Raw genomic sequence first — 17,925 nt, forward strand, 5'->3', positions numbered from 1 at the left:
GATTTCCTCTAGCCGTTCCGGCCATTGCCACCGTGTAATATCCGGCGGGTATTGCTCAAAGTCCCGGGTGTTGCCGTATAGGAGCAAAGTGATGCAACGACGTTCATTCCTGAAGCGCGCCAGCCTGGGCGCCGTCGCTGGCGCCGCCGTCAGTGCGCCCGCGTTCGCCCAGGACATGCCTTCGGTGAGCTGGCGCCTGTCTTCAGGCTTTCCCAGCGCCCTGGACCTGCGCGTCGGCGCCGCCGAAAACTTCTGCAAGTTCGTTGCCGAATCCACCGGCGGCAAGTTCAACATCCGCCACTTCCCCGACGGCGAAGTCGTTGCCGCTGCCGACCTCATGGAAGCCGTGTCCACCAAAAAGGTGGAGTGCGGCCACGTCTCCTCGCGCCTCTACTACGCCAAGAATCCCGCGTTCAGCTTCGACGCGGCCGTGCCGTTCGGCCTGAATGCGCGCCAGATGAACGCCTGGATGAGCGAAGGCGAGGGCCTGCGCCTGACGCGTGAACTCTTCAAGCCCGAAAAGATCATCAACTTTCCGCTGGGCAACACCGGCGCCCAGATGGGCGGCTGGTACGTCAAGGAAATCAAGCGCACCGGCGACCTGAAAGACCTGAAGATGCGAGTCGGCGGCTTGGCCGGCGACGTCCTGTCCCGTCTGGGCGTTGTCCCCCAGCAGGCCGATCTGGCCAAGCTGGCCGAGCTCTTCGAAAAAGAGGGCCTGCAGGCAGTGGCGGGGGCGGGCGCGTATGAAGATGCCAAGCTTGGACTGAATAAAGTAGCTAAGTATTACTACGCACCTGGTTGGTGGGCAGGCGGCGAACAGCTGTCGCTCTATATCAACGACGAGGTCTGGAACCAGTTGCCCAAGCACTACCAGGCCGTCGTGCAGTCCGCCGCGCTGGCTGCGCACACCTCGGCAACGGCGCGGTTCGATGCCCTCAATCCGCAGGCGCTGGCGCAATTGACCGCGAATGGCGCACAAGTGCGCGCATTCCCCCGGTCAATCATGGACGCCGCGTTTGAAGCATCGCAGCAGGTCTACAAGGACTTGAGCGCCAAAGACCCCAGATTCAAGGCATTGCATGATAGTTACATGGGCTTTCGCGACAGCGAGATGCCGTGGTTTCGCCTGACCGAAGGCGCGTTCGGCCCGTACCTGGGCGTGGCGCTGTCGGCCAGGAGTTAGGAGGAGGCCGGTGCCGAATGGCATTCGGTGAGTTTCAGGGTTTGTGCTAGTAACCACACGTTTTTTACAAAAAAATGGGCGGTTTTGAGGCTTTTGTTGAACGGCATTCGAGTTTCGGCCTGATACAAAGGAGTAATATCCCGGGTCTTGACGCGCATACATGCGGCCTTTAGGCGGCATCGACGTCAATCCGGCAGGATTACATCAGCCCGGATTACCAATATTCCGAGACAGACTTTAAGGTGGTAACAACCATGCAATCCAAGACCAAAAAGCTGCTGGCCGCGCTGATCGCCGCCGGTATCGTCCCGGCCGCCAACGCTGCCGACATCAAGCTGGGCGTGGCTGAAGCCCTGTCCGGCGGCGCCGCCCAATACGGCGTGTCGATCCGCAACGGTTTCCAGCTCGCTGCCGATGAAATCAATGCCGCAGGCGGCATCAACGGCAACAAGATCGTCCTGGTGATTGAAGACGAACAAGGCAAGAAAGAAGAAGCCATCAACGTCTTCAAGAAGCTGATCTTCAAGGACAACGTCCTGATGGTCTTCGGTCCCACCCTGTCGAACTCCGCCCAGGCCGCCGACCCGGTCGCCCAGGCCGCCAAGACGGTCGCTTTCGGCACCTCCAACACCGCTGACGGCATCACCTCCATCGGCAACTACGTGTTCCGCAACTCGGTCACCGAAGCCGACGTGCTGCCCGCCACCATCTCCACCGTCAAGGCCAAGACCGGCCTGAAGAACGTGGCGGTGCTCTACGGCAACGACGACGTCTTCACCAAGAGCGGCTACGACAACTTCAAGAAGGCCCTGGAAGACCAGAAGATCCCGGTCACCACGACCGAAACGTTCGCCAAGGGCGACGTGGACTTCAAGGCCCAGCTCACCAAGATCAAGGGCACCAACCCCGACGCCATCGTGCTGTCCGCACTGCTGGCCGAAGGCGCCCCGATCATGGTCCAGGCCCGCCAACTCGGTCTGAACGTGCCGGTCATCGGCGGCAACGGCATGAACTCGGTCAAGATTTTCGACCTGGCCCCCGGCGGCGCGTCGAACAATCTCTGGATCGGCAGCCCGTGGTCGATCGAGAACAAGGCCCCCGAGAACGTCAAGTTCATCGACGCCTACAAGGCCAAGTTCACGAATGCCCCCGACCAGTTCGCGGCGCAGTCGTATGACGCCATGTACATCGTTGCCCAGGCCCTGAAGAACACCAAGATCACCGGCGAACTGGCCAAGGATCGCGCTGCTCTGCGCGATGCCCTGCCGTCCGTGACCTGGACCGGCGCCACCGGCCCGTTCAAGTTCCGCCAGGCCACCGACCGCGCCGGCAAGCCGGCCGGTTACGACGCCGACCAGGCGCCGATCGTCAGCGTGACCAAGGACGGCAAGTACGTCATCGAGAAGTAAGCAGTACGCATCCCCGCGCGGGGGGATGCGCCTTGCGGATGGCCTGCTGGCCGTCTGCAAGGCGCTTTTTATCGCAGGGCCGTCCCAAGTAAAAAGCTTCCCCGGAAGCAGAAAAGACCTCGCTGTGGGCACAGCGAGGTGGCCCTCTCAGATCTGGAAAGTCCCATCATGTTCGAACAACAATTCGTCAATGCCTTGTCGCTGGGCTGTGTGTATGCACTGTTCGCGCTGGGCTTCACGCTGATCTTCGGCGTGCTCGGGGTGATCAACCTGGCGCATGGCGCCGTCTTCATGGTTGGCGCCTACGCAGCACTTGTCGTGGTCCAGCAGTTCAGCCTGCCCTTGTGGGCCGCGCTGATGGTCGCGTTCTTCGTCGCCGGCTTCACCGGGGTCATCATCGACTACCTGGTCCTCAAGCCGCTGCGCAAGCGCAACGCACCCCACCTGATTCCCATGATCGCCACCATCGGTGTCGGCATCATCCTGAACAACGGCGCCCAAAGCATCTTTGGCGCCAGCAACCTGCGCTTCCCGCACGGCACCGTGCCCGAGGAAGTCATCGAAGTCGCCGGCCTGCACCTGACCGTCATCGAACTGGGCATCATCTTCCTGTCGTTCGCGCTGATGGCCGTGCTGATGTACGTGATGCGCCGCACGCAGTTCGGCCGCGCGCTGCGCGCCATTGCCGAATCGCCCAAGGCCGCCTGGCTGCTGGGCATCAACGTCGAAAAGCTGTTCATCACCACCTCGTTCGCCGCGGCCGCTCTGGGCGGCGTGGCCGGCGTGCTGATCGGGCTGTACTCGAACGCGCTGTTCCCGCTGATGGGCCAGCCGATGCTGCACAAGGGCATCGCGGTCATCATCCTGGGCGGCATGGGAGACATTCGCGGCGCCATGTTGGGCGGTCTCTTCCTGGGCTTCGCCGAGGTGCTGTCCGTGGCTTACATCGGCTCCACCATGCGCGACGCGGTGGCTTTCGGCCTGCTGTTCCTGATCCTGCTGGTCCGCCCGCAAGGTCTGTTCGGCAAAGTGGTTCAACGCAAGGCTTAAGGTATGAGCGGATTCGAAAATTTCTGGGCCATCTACGGCAACCTGGTGCTGACGCTTGGCACCAATGCACTCCTGGCCCTCTCCATCTGGCTGACGCTGGCCTGCGGCATGCTGGCCATGGCCAACGCCGCCTTCATGGGCATCGGGGCTTACACCGCCGCGCTGCTCACCATGAATTACGACGCTCCGTTCACGGTGGCGCTGGCTGGCGGCATGGCCGCGCCCGCGCTGGTGGCGGCCCTGATTGGCCTGCCGACGTTGCGGCTGTCCGGGGTCTACCTGGCGATGGCCACGCTGGGCTTCGGTGAAGTGGTCCGCGTGACCATCCTGAACACCGAGTCCATCACCGGCGGCGCGCTGGGCCTGAACGGCATCCCGCAACTCACGCAGTGGTGGCACGTCCTATTGGCCGTCATCATCGTGCTGTTCGTGCTGTGGCGCGTGCGTGCTTCCAAGATCGGCCGCTCCTTCGACGCCATCCGTGGCGACGAGACGGCGGCGGGCCTGATGGGCATCAACGTGCGTTCGAACAAGATGCTGGCCTTTGTTGCCGGCGCCATGATCGCCGGCCTGGCTGGCGCGTTGAACGCGCACCTGACGTTCTTCATCGGTCCCAACGAATACGGCTTCGACCGTGGCGTCGAAATCCTGACGATGGCGATCCTGGGCGGCATCGGCGGCCTGGCCGGTCCCGTGATCGGCAGCTTCATCATTACGGTGCTGCCTGAATTGCTGCGCGGATTTGCGGATCTGCGCCTGATCGCGAATGGAGTGATCCTGGTGGTGATTGTGTTGTTCCTGCCGCAAGGCATCTGGGATCCGGCGCGCTTCAAGCGCTGGATGCGTCAAAGCCGCCAGGGAGGGAAGCGTCATGCTTGAGCTGTCCTCCGTCTCCAAGAGCTTTGGCGGCCTGCATGTGCTGCATGACGTCAGCCTGTCCGTGCCCGAAGGCGCCATCTTCGGCCTGATCGGCCCGAACGGCGCCGGCAAGACCACGGTCTTCAACCTGATCACCGGCCTCTTGCCGCCCAGCGGCGGCACCATCACGTTCCAGGGCGAAAGCGTCCTGCGCAAGAAGCCGCACAGCATCACGCGCATGGGCATCGCCCGCACGTTCCAGAACATCCGTCTGTTCAAGGAAATGACGCTGCTGGAGAACGTCGTCGTGGGCGCCTACCGCCACATGAACTACGGTTTCCCCAGCCTGCTGCTGGGCCTGCCCGGCTACCGAGAGCACGAGCAGCGCGCCCGCGAACGCGCACATGAACTGCTGACGTGGATGCGCCTGGATCACAAGGCCAACGATCTGGCGGACAACCTGTCCTACGGCGAACAGCGCCGCCTGGAGCTGGCGCGCGCACTGGCCACCGAGCCCAAGCTGCTGCTGCTGGACGAACCCGTCGCCGGCATGAACACCGGCGAACGCGCCGAACTGATGCGCGAGATCCTGGCGATCCGCGACCGCGGCTACACCATCCTCATGATCGAGCACGACATGCGCTTCGTCATGGGCTTGTGCGAACGCATTGCGGTGCTGAACTTCGGCAAGATCATCGCCTGCGGCGGTCCCGAGGAAATCCGCAACAACGAGCAGGTCATCGAGGCCTACCTGGGCCGCGAAGACGACGAAGACACCGAACAAGCGGAGGCCGCCAAATGAGCGCCATGCTGGAAGTCCGCGGACTCGAGGTCAACTACGGCCACATCGAAGCCGTGCGCGGCATCGACCTGGACCTGAACGCCAACGAAATCACCGCCCTGGTCGGCGCCAATGGCGCCGGCAAGTCGACCACGCTGCTGGCGCTGTCGGGCCTCCTGCCCAAAGCGCGCGGCCGCATCCTCTTCGAGGGCGAAGACGTCACCAACCTCGCGCCGAACCAGCTGGTCGCGCGCGGCATCGTGCAGGTGCCGGAAGGCCGGGCCATCCTCACCACCATGACGGTGCTGGAAAACCTGGAACTCGGCGCCTATCGCCGCGGCCTGAAGAACGTCGCCACCGACCTGGAATACGTGTTCAACCTGTTTCCGCGTCTGAAGGAACGGATCAACGGCATGGCCGGCAACCTGTCCGGCGGCGAACAGCAGATGCTGGCCATCGGCCGCGCCTTGATGGCCAAGCCGCGCCTGTTGCTGCTGGACGAACCGTCGATGGGCCTGGCGCCGATCGTGGTCCAGGAAATCTTCCGTTCGCTGCGCGCCATCAATGCCGACGGCCTCACGCTGTTCCTCGTTGAGCAAAACGTGCGCCAGGCCTTGAAGATCGCGCAACACGGCTATGTGCTTGAAAACGGCGCGTTGGCGCTGAAGGGCACCGGCCGCGAACTGCTGGGCCATCCCCGCGTCCTGGAAGCCTACCTGGGCGCCTGACGAGGCAGGGGGCATCATTTGTCCCCTTATCCAAATTGCGGCTGCCGTCTGGTGGCGGCCAGCCGCAAGTCACTCGAATTCTTTCCGCTTGCCCATTTTTTGAGCAACCGTGTTAGAATTTCAGGCTTTCCCTCATTTTGACCTTTGCACGGGCGGATTCATAACGCTTAGGCGGGGGGCGATTAAGGGCTGCAGTTTGTGGCCAAAGCGCTGCAATACGCGGCCTAGTTTGGGAAAGAACACTGGCGGGATGTTCCGGCCAGAGCAAATTTTTATTCTTAGGAACCATCATGAAGACCTTTGTGGCCAAGCCGCATGAAGTCCAACGTGACTGGTTTGTGATCGACGCCAAGGGCAAAGTCCTCGGTCGTGTGGCCAGCGAAGTCGCACGTCGTCTGCGTGGCAAGCACAAACCTGAATTCACGCCTCACGTTGATACCGGTGACTACATCGTCATCATCAACGCGTCCGATATCGTTGTTACCGGTGCCAAGGCGAAGGACAAGAAGTACTTCCGCCACACGACGTACCCGGGCGGTATCCGTGAAACGAACTTCGAGAAAATGCAAGAGCGTTTTCCCGGCCGTGCCATTCAGAAGGCCGTCAAGGGCATGCTGCCCAAGGGTCCTCTGGGCTACGCCATGATCAAGAAGCTTAAGGTCTATGCCGGTGCCGAGCACCCGCATACCGCCCAGCAGCCCAAGACGCTGGATCTCTAAGGAAACGCCATGATCGGTAACTGGAATTACGGAACCGGCCGTCGCAAAACTTCGGTGGCTCGCGTTTTCATCAAGAAGGGCACTGGCAAGATCGTCGTCAACGGCAAGCCCGTCGACGAGTTCTTCGCTCGTGAAACCGGCCGTATGGTCGTGCGCCAGCCGCTGGAACTGACCGGCCACCTGGAATCGTTTGACATCAAGGTCAACGTGCACGGCGGCGGCGAAACCGGCCAAGCCGGCGCAATCCGTCACGGCATCACGCGTGCCCTGATCGATTACGACGCCACGCTGAAGCCCTCGCTGTCGCAAGCTGGCTTCGTCACGCGCGATGCCCGTGAAGTCGAACGTAAGAAGGTCGGCTTCCGCAAGGCGCGTCGTCGCAAGCAGTTCAGCAAGCGTTAATGCCCTGCAAAAAGCCCGCTTCGGCGGGCTTTTTGTTTTTGGGCCGGCAATGCGTCATCGCCGGCCCCGCGCGGAACTCCGCGCCACCCGCCCGGTCGGAAAAAAGGTTTGCAGTGCCAAATCCGGCACGCCGGTGCAATCCGTCGTTTCCCGAGCGATACAATCGTCATTCGTTCTCCGAAGAGCATCCATCATGGCCCAAGCATCGAACACCCGCATCAAGGTTGGTATCGTCGGCGGCACCGGATATACCGGCGTCGAACTGCTGCGCTTGCTGTCGCAGCATCCCAACGTGGAACTGACTGCCATCACGTCCCGCAAGGAAGACGGCCTGCCCGTCGCCGACATGTATCCCAACCTGCGCGGCCGTGTGAAGCTTGCCTTCTCGGCCCCGGAAAAGGCCTCGCTGACCGACTGCGACGTCGTCTTCTTTGCCACGCCGCACGGCGTGGCCATGGCGCAGGCGCAAGAGCTCATCGCTGCCGGCACCCGCGTCATCGACCTGGCCGCCGACTTCCGCCTGCAGGACATCCCCACGTTCGAGCGCTGGTACAAGATTCCCCATACCTGCCCGGACATCCTGGCCGAATCGCAATACGGCCTGGTCGAACTGAACCGCGAAGCCATCTCCAAGGCGCGCGTCATCGGCAACCCCGGCTGCTACCCGACCACGGTGCTGCTCGGCCTGGCGCCGCTGCTTGAAGGCGGCAAGGCGCTGGTCGATACGCAAACCCTGATCGCCGACTGCAAGTCGGGCGTGTCCGGCGCGGGCCGCAAGGCAGAAGTGGGCTCGCTGTTCTCCGAAGCCTCCGACAACTTCAAGGCCTACGGCGTGGCCGGCCATCGTCACCACCCCGAGATCTCCGCCCAGCTCGAAAAGCTGGCCGGCGGCAAGGTGGGCCTGACGTTCGTGCCGCATCTGGTGCCGATGATCCGCGGCATGTTCTCCACCATCTATGCCCGCATCAAGCCCGAAGCGCGCGACACCGACTTCCAGGCGCTGTTCGAGCAGCGCTATGCCGACGAGCCCTTCGTGGACGTCATGCCTGCCGGCAGCCATCCCGAAACGCGTTCGGTGCGCGGTTCCAACAACCTGCGCATCGCGCTCAGCCGCCCGGATAACGGCGACCTGCTGATCGTCATGGTCGTGCAGGACAATCTGGTCAAGGGCGCCGCCGGCCAGGCGGTGCAGAACATGAACCTCATGTTCGGCATCCCCGAAACGGTCGGCCTCGACCAGGTCGCCATCCTGCCGTAAGGCCAGGGCGGCCCGCTCGGCGGGCCGCCAATATTGCTCTTTATGCCTGCAGATCCGTCAGTTAGTTCCCCGCCTCGCGCCCGTTATGGCGCCATCGTGCGTCTCTGCGCGATGCTGCTGCTGGGCGTGCTTGCGGGTGGCGCCGCCGGGTTCTTTCACGCGCGGCACCTCTACCGTCCGCAGGACGCCGTGGTCATCAGCGTCCAGCAGGCCGAAGCCCAGGACGAGGCCATGCGCCAGCAGGCCACGCAGCTGCGCTACATCCGCGGCCAACTCGATACCGCCGACGGCGAACTGGTCATCGAACGATCCGCCCGCCAGGAACTCGAAACCCAGCTCCACGCCGCGCAAGCCGAAGTCGGCCGCGTACGCGACCAGCTCGCGTTCTATGAGCAACTGCTGCCGCCCGGTCCTGAGGGGTCTGTGGACATCCGGGGCGTTCAGATCGACCGCGAAGGCGGCGGTCTGCGCTACAAGGTGCTGCTGATGCGCAGCGGCCGCAATGGCGGCACGCCCTTCGCGGGCGCCCTGCGCTTTCAGGCCACAGGCGTGCTCAAGGGCGAAACCGTCACCGTCGACCTCGCGCCCATGCAGGTCAAGGCCGAAACCGGTCCCGTCACGGCCACGGGCGAAAACCTGGCCGCCGCCTCGCTTGCCCTGCAGTTCGACCAATACCAGCGCAGCCAGGGCATCCTGGCCGTGCCCGAGGGATTTGTCCCCGAAAGTGTGACCGTTAGCGTCCTCGAGGGTGAAACCGTCCGCGCATCGCGCAGTGTCAAACTGGAACTTTGAGTCTGGTCAAGCCCTGCGCTATAGTGACACCATACGAGCGGCGACGCCGCTCACTGAAATATGGCCGATTCGGCCAGGAGTGAACCATGAATGCAGTGACCGAAACCGTCGACCTTCAGGCCCCCCCGCCTGTTCCCCTGGTGTTCACCGACTCGGCTGCCGCCAAAGTGAAAGACCTGTTGGCCGAAGAAGGCAACCCCGAACTGAAGCTGCGCGTATTCGTCCAGGGCGGCGGCTGTTCCGGCTTCCAGTACGGTTTCACGTTTGACGAAGTCGTCAACGAAGACGACACCGTGCTGGACAAGGACGGCGTGCAATTGCTCGTCGACCCGATGAGCTTCCAATACCTGGTCGGCGCCGAGATCGACTACAAGGAAGACCTGGAAGGCGCGCAGTTCGTCATCCGCAATCCCAACGCCAGCACCACCTGCGGCTGCGGCTCCTCGTTCTCGGTGTAATCGCCAAGGCAGGAAAGGAAAAGCCCTTCGGTTTTCCGAAGGGCTTTTTGCATTGGGGCGGCGCTTGGTGCGCGGCGGGGATTCTGCGCGCGATGCGGTGCGTCCCTACGGTGGGCCTGGCGCCAAGCCCAGATCGCCGCCTGGGCCTGATGCGGAGCTCAAGCCGGATACAGCGCTCCAAGAATCCTCGGGCCGCGTGCGCCGGTCACGCTGGGCAGGCCGGCCGGCTTGCGCATCATGAACGCATGCGCCAGCCACGCAAATGCCAAGGCCTCCACCTGCTGCGCCGGCACGCCTAGCGCATCGGTGGGACGAACGGGGCGTTGCAGGCAATACGCCAGTTCCTGCATCAGGCCGGCGTTGTGCGCCCCGCCGCCGCACACAAAGACCTCCTGCGTCCCCGCCGCGGCCCGATCGATCGCGTCGGCGACCGTCCTGGCGGTCAGCCGCTGCAGCGTCGCCTGCACATCTTGAGGGGCGGGCGCGGCACCGTCGAATTCCGCCAGTCGGGCGTCTAGCCACTGCATGTTGAACAGGTCGCGGCCCGTGGACTTTGGGGGCGGCAAACCGAACCACGGCTCGCTGCCGATCAGTTGTTCGAGCAGCGGCGCCAGCACCTGTCCTGTCGCGGCCCAGCGGCCGCCGGCGTCGTAAGGCCGGCCCAGATGGCGCTGGCACCAGCCGTCCAGCAACACGTTGGCTGGACCGGTGTCAAAGCCGCGCGCTGGCAGCCCCGGCTCAAGCAGTGTCACATTGGCAATGCCGCCCAGGTTCAGCACGGCGCGGCCGTGGCTGGCGCCGAAGATGGCGGCGTGAAACGGGGGCACCAGCGGCGCGCCCTGGCCGCCTGCGGCGACGTCGCGCGTACGGAAGTCGGCGATCACCGAAATGCCGGTCTGTTCCGCCAGCAGGGCAGGCGCGTTGAGCTGCAGCGTGTAGCCCAGGTCAGGTCGGTGCCGCACGGTCTGGCCGTGTGCCCCAATGGCGCTGACGTCGGCTGCGGCCACGCCGGCATCCGCAAGCAGCTTTGCCACGGCCTGGGCATACACGCGCGCCAGTGCATTGGCCGCGAGCGCGGCGCGGGCAAGCTCGTCGCCTCCCGAAACGTTCAGTGCCAGCAACTCCCGGCGCAGATTTTCCGGCATGGGCAGGCTGGCGTTGGCCAGCACCTGCGGCGGTTGTCCGTCTTCGAAGCGGGCCAGCACGCCGTCGACCCCATCGACGCTGGTGCCCGACATCAGGCCGATGTAGAGCGGGCGACGGTCTTGCTGCAAGGGCAGGGTGGCATTCACGGGCGCCTCCAAATAAAAAAGGCGGCTGGGGCTTTTCGCCCCGCCGCCGCACCCGCTGCGCGCGGGCCTGTTTAGTGCGGACCTGCCTTAGCGGCTGGCCACGTTGGTCAGCGCGTCAGGCAGCGTCTGCTGGAATTGCGTCAGCAACTGGATCTGCTGCTTGTACGGTCCGACCGCCTGGTTGAACGCGCGGACTTCCGCGGGTTCGAGGGCGCGCGCCACGGGCAGGTCCACCGACAGCGGGTCGATGGGCTGGTTGTCGACGCGGAATTCGTAGTGCAGGTGGGGACCGGTGGCCCAGCCGGTGGAACCGACATAGCCCAGCAGTTGGCCTTGCGAAACCTTGGAGCCCTTGGTGACGCCTTCGGCGATGCGGCTCTGGTGCGCGTACAGCGTCGAATACTTGCCGTGGTGCTTGACGATGACCACGTTGCCGTAGCCGTTCTGCCAGCCCGAGAATTCGACCGTGCCGTCCGCGGTGGAGTGGATCGGCGTGCCCGACGGCGCGGCGTAGTCGACGCCCTTGTGTCCGGTCCAGGTCTTGTGGATGGGATGCATGCGCATGCCGAACGTCGAGCTGATGCGGCTGAACTTCAGGGCGGTGCGCAGGAATGCGCCGCGCAGGCTGGTGCCGTCGAAGTCGTAATAGGAGCCGGACTTTTCGTCGGGGCTGAACCAGACGGCGTTGAAGGTCTTGCCGCCATTGATGAATTCCAGGGCCAACACGCGGCCAGCGCCAGCGTAGCGGCCGTCGTGCGAACGCACTTCGTAGACCACGCGGAATTGATCGCCTTGGCGCAGGTCGCGCAGGAAGTCGATCTTGGCGCTGAGGATGTCGGCCATCTGCATGGTGACCGAGTCCGGGATGCCGGCGGAGTCCGTGGCGCCGAAGAGCGAGGACTTGATGGTGCCGACGGCGACGCGGGTCTGGCGTTCGGTGCTTTCGGTGACTTCCTCGGCCTTGTAGCTGTCGCCGGACGGGGCGACGTGCAGCATGCGCGTCACGACCTGGCCGTCGGTTTCATTGCCGGGAGTGTGGATGTAGCGCAGCCAGACCAGATTGCCCTGTTCGTCCGTGGCGGCCTGCACCGAGCGGCCGGGATACAGCTTGTAGATGCTGCGGGCGCTGGCGTCGTGCGTCAGGAAGGATTGCAGGTTGGGCGCGTCGAGTTCCAGGCGCTGCAGCACTGCCGACAGCGTGTCGCCCGGACGGATCCGGGTTTCGCTGATGTAGGGGGCGGCGCTGGGGGTGCTGACTTCGACTTGCTCGGCGGTCAGCGGCAGAATGCTCTGGATGACGCGCGAGGGGGGGAGTTCGGTGCGGTCGGGTTGCTGCACCATGCCGAGAGCGGCGGCGCCTGCGAACAGACCAATTGCGGTGACGAGAAGCGTGCGGCGGAAAAGTCCCGAGCGATGGGGCTTGGGCTCAACGGGCGCAAATACGGCAGCGACTTTGCGCTTGAGGCCACTCGCCAGTTCGTGGAGGCCACGAGTCATCGTGAAAATACCCTCTCAGGTGGCTTGAACTCGCAGGGTGCGGTACACGAACGGCCCTCGCGCGCCACGTTTCCGGGGCAAGGGCTGGCGCGGGGGCGCATCTGTGAACAAGGGATGGTAGAGCGAACGCACCTGCGTACATATGGCAGTTGCGTATGATTAGGCCGGTATCCTAGCCGATTCGGCTAGAATTTACGATAGTTTTCGTCACTTTTTACACCTTTTTGTCGGCTGAAGCCGCCTTGGGCCCCCTGTCATGTCACCCACCGAAGCCCCCATTACCCCCGAAGTCGAAGCGGATCTGCGTATAGCCAAGCGCGGCTGCGATGAACTGCTGGTCGAGTCCGAATTCGCCCGCAAGCTGGCCAAGAGCCGCGCCACCGGCGTGCCGCTGCGCATCAAGCTCGGCCTGGATCCGACCGCGCCGGACATTCACCTGGGTCATACGGTGGTGCTGAACAAGATGCGCCAGTTGCAGGACCTGGGGCACAACGTCATCTTCCTGATCGGCGATTTCACCTCGACCATCGGTGACCCCAGCGGCCGCAACAGCACGCGCCCGCCGCTGACGCGCGAGCAGATCGAGGCCAACGCCAAGACCTATTACGCCCAGGCCAGCCTGGTGCTGGATCCGGCCCGCACCGAGATCCGCTACAACTCCGAATGGTGCGATCCCCTGGGCGCGCGCGGCATGATCCAGCTGGCATCGCGCTATACGGTCGCCCGCATGATGGAGCGCGAAGACTTCACCAAGCGCTTCAAGGGCGGCATCCCCATCTCGGTGCATGAATTCCTGTATCCGCTGATGCAGGGTTACGACTCGGTCGCGCTGAAGTCCGATCTGGAGCTGGGGGGCACCGATCAGAAGTTCAACCTGCTGGTGGGACGCGAGCTGCAAAAGGAATATGGACAGGAGCCGCAGTGCATCCTGACGATGCCGCTGCTGGTCGGGACGGACGGCGTAGAGAAGATGTCCAAGTCCAAGGGTAACTACATCGGCATTTCGGAGTCGCCCGATTCCATGTTCGGCAAGCTCATGTCGATTTCCGACACGCTGATGTGGCGCTACTTCGAGCTGCTGTCCTTCCGCTCGCTGGAGGACATCGCCGCGCTCAAGCAGGAGATCGACGGCGGCCGCAATCCGCGCGACGCCAAGGTCATGCTGGCCCAGGAAATCATCGCGCGTTTCCATTCGGCCAAGGCGGCGGACGACGCGCTGGCCTCGTTCGAGGCACGGTTCCGCGACGGCGCCATTCCTGACGACATGCCCGAAGTCAACATCGGCGGCGCGCCGGTGGGCATCCTGAAGCTGTTGCGTGAAGCGGGGCTGGTCGCTTCCGGCTCGGAAGCGCAGCGCAACGTCGAGCAAGGCGGCGTGCGCGTCAACGGCGATCGCGTGGAAGACAAATCGTTGCAATTGCCGGCCGGGACTTACGTCGTTCAGGTGGGCAAGCGCAAGTTTGCGCGTGTTAACTTGAACCCGTAAATGCGAAGTTTTGATACGCTCAGGGTACATACAAACGCCTGGCGCCTTTGCGGCATTTAAAGGAGCACGACATGGAACTTTCGAGTTTGTCTTTTTCCGATCACGAGTCGATTCCCGAACGCTATGCTTTCGGCAAGATCGATGCGCAATCGCACGTCGCGCTGGCAGACAACTGCAACCCGCAATTCTCCTGGGACGACGTCCCTGCGGGCACGCAGTCGTTTGCACTGATCTGCCACGATCCCGATGTGCCCTCGCGTCCTGACGACGTCAACCAGGAAGGCCGCGAAGTGCCTGCCGACCTCGCCCGCGTGGATTTCTTCCATTGGGTGCTGGTTGATCTGCCGGCCGACCTGCGCGAGATCGACGAAGGCGCGTTTTCCAACGGCATCACGCCGCGCGGCAAGGGCGGCCCGTTGGCCCCCATGGACGCGCGCCAAGGCATCAATTCCTATTCGTCGTGGTTCGCCAATGACCACGACATGAGCGGCGAGTACTTCGGCTACGACGGTCCGTGCCCGCCCTGGAACGATGCCCTGGTCCATCGCTACATCTTTACGCTGTACGCCCTGGACGTGCCTAGCCTGAACTTGCAGGGCTCTTTCACCGGCGAAGACGCGCTGCGTGCCATGCAGAAGCATGTGCTCGCGCAAGCGTCGCTGACCGGCACCTATACGCTCAATCCGGCGCTGGCGCCCAAGCAAATCGGAGCCACGTCGGCCTGATCGACACCGCCATGTACGCAGGGCCGCCAAGCGCGGCCCTTTTTATTGCCCGCGCCCTTTGCATGAATCTTTCTCAAGTCGTCATGAGAGCCGTTTCCCGGCCCGCGGCGATGCCGTGGTTTTCGCGCCCGTCCGCCGGAAATTGGGCCGGTTCAGGCCGTTTTGAGCGCAAATGATCCCGCATGACGGGGTAAACTACTCAGCATTCTGCGGGTTTACCCGCCCGACGCCGTTTTCTTCTCTCTCGTTTTTTCCTTTTACCGCCTCAGGAAACCCCCGTCATGTTTGACCGCAACCTCACCTTGTCCAAGGCTGACCCGGACGTTTGGGCCGCCATCCAGAAGGAAGATCAGCGCCAAGAGCAGCACATCGAGCTGATCGCTTCGGAGAACTACGCCAGCCCGGCCGTCATGGAAGCGCAAGGCACGCAGCTCACGAACAAGTACGCCGAAGGCTACCCGGGCAAGCGCTACTACGGTGGTTGCGAATACGTGGACGTGGTCGAGCAACTGGCCATCGACCGCCTGAAGCAGATCTTCGGCGCCGAGGCCGCCAACGTGCAGCCCAACTCCGGCTCGCAGGCGAACCAGGGCGTGTACATGGCCGTGCTCAAGCCGGGCGACACCGTGCTGGGCATGAGCCTGGCCGAAGGCGGTCACCTGACGCACGGCGCGTCGGTCAACGCGTCGGGCAAGCTGTACAACTTCATCTCGTACGGCCTGGATGAAAACGAAGTCCTGAACTACGAGCAGGTCGAACAGCTGGCCAAGGAACACAAGCCCAAGCTGATCGTGGCAGGCGCATCGGCCTATGCCCTGCATATCGACTTCGAACGCATGGCCCGCATCGCCCGTGAAAACGGCGCGCTGTTCATGGTCGACATCGCCCACTACGCGGGTCTGGTCGCCGGCGGCGCCTACCCCAACCCGGTTCCGCACGCCGACTTCGTCACCTCGACCACGCACAAGTCGCTGCGCGGCCCGCGCGGCGGCGTCATCATGATGAAGGCCGAGCACGAGAAGATCATCAACTCGGCAATCTTCCCCGGCATCCAGGGCGGTCCGCTGATGCACGTCATCGCCGGCAAGGCCGTGGCCTTCAAGGAAGCGCTGGAACCCTCGTTCAAGGACTACGCGCAGCAAGTGGTCAAGAACGCCAAGGTGCTGGCCGACACGCTGGTCAAGCGTGGCCTGCGCATCGTCTCGGGCCGTACCGAAAGCCACGTCATGCTGGTGGACCTGCGTTCCAAGGGCATCACGGGCAAGGAAGCCGAAGCGGTGCTGGGCCAGGCCCACATCACGGTCAACAAGAACGCCATCCCGAACGACCCGGAAAAGCCCTTCGTGACCAGCGGCATCCGCCTGGGCACGCCGGCCATGACCACCCGCGGTTTCACCGAAGCCGACGCCGAGCTGACCGCCAACCTGATCGCCGACGTGCTGGACAACCCGCGCGACGAAGCGAACATCGCCGCCGTGCGCGCCAAGGTCAATGAACTGACCTCGCGTCTGCCGGTGTACGGCAAGAAGTAAGCAGGTGCCCCGGACGCGGCCTGGCCGCTTTCCGGGCAGAGTCATACCAAGGGACGGCGCCGCAAGGTGCCGTCCCTTGATCTTTATGGCGGGCAGGCGTTGGCATCTGCCGCACGATGCGCCGATGTCGCGGCGGCGTCGGATTCGTCCCTAATGCCGCTTTGCATCATGCCGTCGTTACAATATGCTTAATTTTTGCCTTCAGCGCCTTTAGGGATCACACATGCGGTGTCCATTTTGCGGCAATGCCGAAACGCAGGTCGTCGACAGCCGGGTCTCCGAAGAGGGCGACGCCATTCGCCGTCGCCGCCGTTGCCTGTCCTGTGACAAGCGGTTCACCACCTATGAACGGGTGGAGCTCGCCATGCCTTCGATCGTCAAGCGCAATGGCAGCCGCAGCGAATACGATCCGGTCAAGCTGCGCGCCAGCCTGAGCCTGGCCCTGCGCAAGCGCCCCGTCAGCACGGAAGACGTGGATGCGGCCGTCGCGCGCATCGAGGAACAACTGCTGGCCAGCGGCCAGCGCGAAGTGCCGTCCGAGCACATCGGCGAACTGGTCATGAACGAACTGCGCAAGCTCGACAAGGTGGCCTACGTGCGCTTTGCCTCGGTCTACAAGAGCTTCGAGGACATCGGCGAGTTCGTCGAGGCGATCCGCGAGATGCAGGGGCCGCTGCTGCCCGGCAAGCTGCGCAAGGACTAGCGCCACACGGCGCGCCCTGACCGATCATGAACGGCGCCTGGGGCGCCGTTCATTGCATTGGCGTCCCGCGCGGGGCATCTCCAGGCGTGAACTCCCCCCGCATCAGGCTTGGCGTCAGGGGCTGAAACTTGCGCCATACCCGGCGCATGTGTTGCGCCGACCCGAATCCGGACTTTTCCGCCACGCGTTCCAGATCCAGCCGGGTGTCGCGCAACAGGTCGCGCGCCAGCGCCACGCGGATCTGATACAGGTAGTCCATCGGCGTGCAGCCGGCGTGTTCACGAAAGAGGCGCGTCAGATGGCGGGCGCTGGTGTGCGCCTGATCCGCCAGCGACTGGGCCGACCAGGGCGCAGCCGGATCGCGGATGACGGCATCCTGGACCCGGTGCACGCCCGGGTGCATATGGCTGCGATGGTCCAGCCAGGGCGACAACGCGGAATCCGAGCCCGCCCGGCGCTGGTAGACGACCATGTCGCGCGCCGCCTCGCTGGCCGCGCGCGGGCCGCAATGGCGCGACACCATGTGCAATGCCAGATCGATCCCGGCCGTGATGCCCGCGCTGCTGACCAGATTCCCGTCCTCGACGAAGATGCGGTTGTCCAGCACGCGGGCAGTGGGATCCAACGCGGCAAGCTGTTCCAGACAGGTGTGATGCGTGGTGCACTCGCGCTGCCGCGTCAGGCCGGCCGCGGCCGCGAACAGCGCGCCCGCGCAGACCGTCATCAACGTGAAGCCGTCGGCCGGGTGGCGAACCGCCAGCCAGTCGACGATGGCGCGCGCATCGTCGTCTTCCAGGCGCGTGTGTTTGCCCACCACGCCCGAGATGATGACCAGCGCATTGCGGGGCACGGCCGCCGGCAGCGGTTGCACGTGCGCCAAATGCAGGCCCGGAATGCCGCTTTCGACGTCGCGGGAAGGGCCGCAGAAATGCTGCGCGAACGTGCCCGGACACAGCTTGTTGGCCACGCGGAAGGCTTCCGCCGGACCCGCGAGGTCCAGCAGGACGATGCCCCGCGGCACCACGAAATACACCGGGATCATCTGCGCC

18 protein-coding genes are annotated in these 17,925 nt (G+C 63.9%); 15 read left to right on the forward strand and 3 right to left on the reverse strand.

From position 1 onward, the window contains the following. Positions 1–91: 91 nt before the first annotated feature. From AC6CIE_RS15815 to erpA, 11 genes are all read left to right on the forward strand, one after another. Positions 92–1,186: a TRAP transporter substrate-binding protein gene (locus AC6CIE_RS15815; RefSeq protein ID WP_498092792.1), complete on the forward strand. Its 1,095-nt coding sequence runs from the start codon at positions 92–94 to the stop codon at positions 1,184–1,186. Positions 1,187–1,440: 254 nt separating this feature from the next. Then, the gene (locus tag AC6CIE_RS15820; RefSeq protein WP_175139118.1) at positions 1,441–2,595 is read left to right on the forward strand and encodes an ABC transporter substrate-binding protein; all 1,155 of its coding nucleotides are present in this window, start codon (positions 1,441–1,443) and stop codon (positions 2,593–2,595) included. A 168-nt stretch (positions 2,596–2,763) separates the two neighbouring features. Continuing rightward, a complete protein-coding gene (locus tag AC6CIE_RS15825; RefSeq protein WP_056564389.1) occupies positions 2,764–3,645 on the forward strand; it encodes a branched-chain amino acid ABC transporter permease in 882 nt (293 codons plus the stop codon). Positions 3,646–3,648: 3 nt separating this feature from the next. Next, positions 3,649–4,524 (forward strand): branched-chain amino acid ABC transporter permease, encoded by an 876-nt coding sequence (locus AC6CIE_RS15830; protein ID WP_105237282.1) that lies wholly within the window; start codon positions 3,649–3,651, stop codon positions 4,522–4,524. Then, positions 4,517–5,305 carry an ABC transporter ATP-binding protein gene (locus AC6CIE_RS15835; RefSeq protein ID WP_175139117.1) on the forward strand — a complete coding sequence of 263 codons (789 nt, stop codon included), beginning with the start codon at positions 4,517–4,519 and terminating at the stop codon, positions 5,303–5,305. Before AC6CIE_RS15830 ends, AC6CIE_RS15835 begins: the two co-directional genes overlap by 8 nt. Then, a complete protein-coding gene (locus AC6CIE_RS15840) occupies positions 5,302–6,012 on the forward strand; it encodes an ABC transporter ATP-binding protein (RefSeq protein WP_175139116.1) in 711 nt (236 codons plus the stop codon). The genes AC6CIE_RS15835 and AC6CIE_RS15840 overlap by 4 nt, the downstream gene beginning before the upstream one ends. A 290-nt stretch (positions 6,013–6,302) precedes the next feature. Further along, a complete protein-coding gene (rplM, locus tag AC6CIE_RS15845; RefSeq protein WP_056564379.1) occupies positions 6,303–6,731 on the forward strand; it encodes a 50S ribosomal protein L13 in 429 nt (142 codons plus the stop codon). Between the two features lie 9 nt (positions 6,732–6,740). Beyond that, entirely contained in the window at positions 6,741–7,133 is a 393-nt protein-coding gene (gene rpsI / locus AC6CIE_RS15850) for a 30S ribosomal protein S9 (RefSeq protein WP_008163098.1), read from the forward strand. Positions 7,134–7,326: 193 nt separating this feature from the next. After that, on the forward strand, positions 7,327–8,391 hold the full coding sequence (argC, locus tag AC6CIE_RS15855; protein ID WP_175125472.1) for an N-acetyl-gamma-glutamyl-phosphate reductase: 1,065 nt from the start codon (positions 7,327–7,329) through the stop codon (positions 8,389–8,391). A 42-nt stretch (positions 8,392–8,433) separates the two neighbouring features. After that, positions 8,434–9,183, forward strand: coding sequence for a DUF6776 family protein (locus AC6CIE_RS15860; RefSeq protein ID WP_175139115.1), 750 nt, complete (start codon positions 8,434–8,436; stop codon positions 9,181–9,183). Positions 9,184–9,269: 86 nt separating this feature from the next. Continuing rightward, positions 9,270–9,641 (forward strand): iron-sulfur cluster insertion protein ErpA, encoded by a 372-nt coding sequence (gene erpA, locus AC6CIE_RS15865; protein WP_063951957.1) that lies wholly within the window; start codon positions 9,270–9,272, stop codon positions 9,639–9,641. Positions 9,642–9,799: 158 nt separating this feature from the next. Here the strand turns inward: erpA and AC6CIE_RS15870 are convergent, their stop codons facing one another. Both AC6CIE_RS15870 and AC6CIE_RS15875 read right to left on the reverse strand, forming a co-directional pair. Further along, positions 9,800–10,933 carry an anhydro-N-acetylmuramic acid kinase gene (locus AC6CIE_RS15870; protein ID WP_498092796.1) on the reverse strand — a complete coding sequence of 378 codons (1,134 nt, stop codon included), beginning with the start codon at positions 10,931–10,933 and terminating at the stop codon, positions 9,800–9,802. Positions 10,934–11,020: 87 nt separating this feature from the next. Then, complete coding sequence (locus AC6CIE_RS15875) at positions 11,021–12,430, reverse strand: M23 family metallopeptidase (protein WP_175139114.1); 1,410 nt, start codon at positions 12,428–12,430, stop codon at positions 11,021–11,023. Positions 12,431–12,686: 256 nt separating this feature from the next. On the opposite strand from AC6CIE_RS15875, the gene tyrS reads away from it, so the two are divergent. The 4 genes from tyrS (at position 12,687) to nrdR (ending at position 16,876) form a co-directional block, all read left to right on the forward strand. After that, positions 12,687–13,916, forward strand: a complete 1,230-nt coding sequence (gene tyrS / locus AC6CIE_RS15880; protein ID WP_175186501.1) for a tyrosine--tRNA ligase — start codon at positions 12,687–12,689, stop codon at positions 13,914–13,916. A 71-nt stretch (positions 13,917–13,987) separates the two neighbouring features. Next, positions 13,988–14,641, forward strand: a complete 654-nt coding sequence (locus tag AC6CIE_RS15885) for a YbhB/YbcL family Raf kinase inhibitor-like protein (protein WP_498092798.1) — start codon at positions 13,988–13,990, stop codon at positions 14,639–14,641. A 281-nt stretch (positions 14,642–14,922) separates the two neighbouring features. Further along, positions 14,923–16,173, forward strand: a complete 1,251-nt coding sequence (gene glyA / locus AC6CIE_RS15890) for a serine hydroxymethyltransferase (protein ID WP_175139111.1) — start codon at positions 14,923–14,925, stop codon at positions 16,171–16,173. A gap of 223 nt (positions 16,174–16,396) precedes the next feature. Beyond that, the gene (gene nrdR, locus AC6CIE_RS15895; protein WP_056327845.1) at positions 16,397–16,876 is read left to right on the forward strand and encodes a transcriptional regulator NrdR; all 480 of its coding nucleotides are present in this window, start codon (positions 16,397–16,399) and stop codon (positions 16,874–16,876) included. A 49-nt stretch (positions 16,877–16,925) separates the two neighbouring features. On the opposite strand, the gene AC6CIE_RS15900 is transcribed toward nrdR, so the two are convergent. Continuing rightward, the gene (locus AC6CIE_RS15900) at positions 16,926–17,918 is read right to left on the reverse strand and encodes a GlxA family transcriptional regulator (protein WP_498092801.1); all 993 of its coding nucleotides are present in this window, start codon (positions 17,916–17,918) and stop codon (positions 16,926–16,928) included. Positions 17,919–17,925 lie beyond the last annotated feature (7 nt).

This window comes from Achromobacter sp. GQ309 (assembly GCF_059759315.1).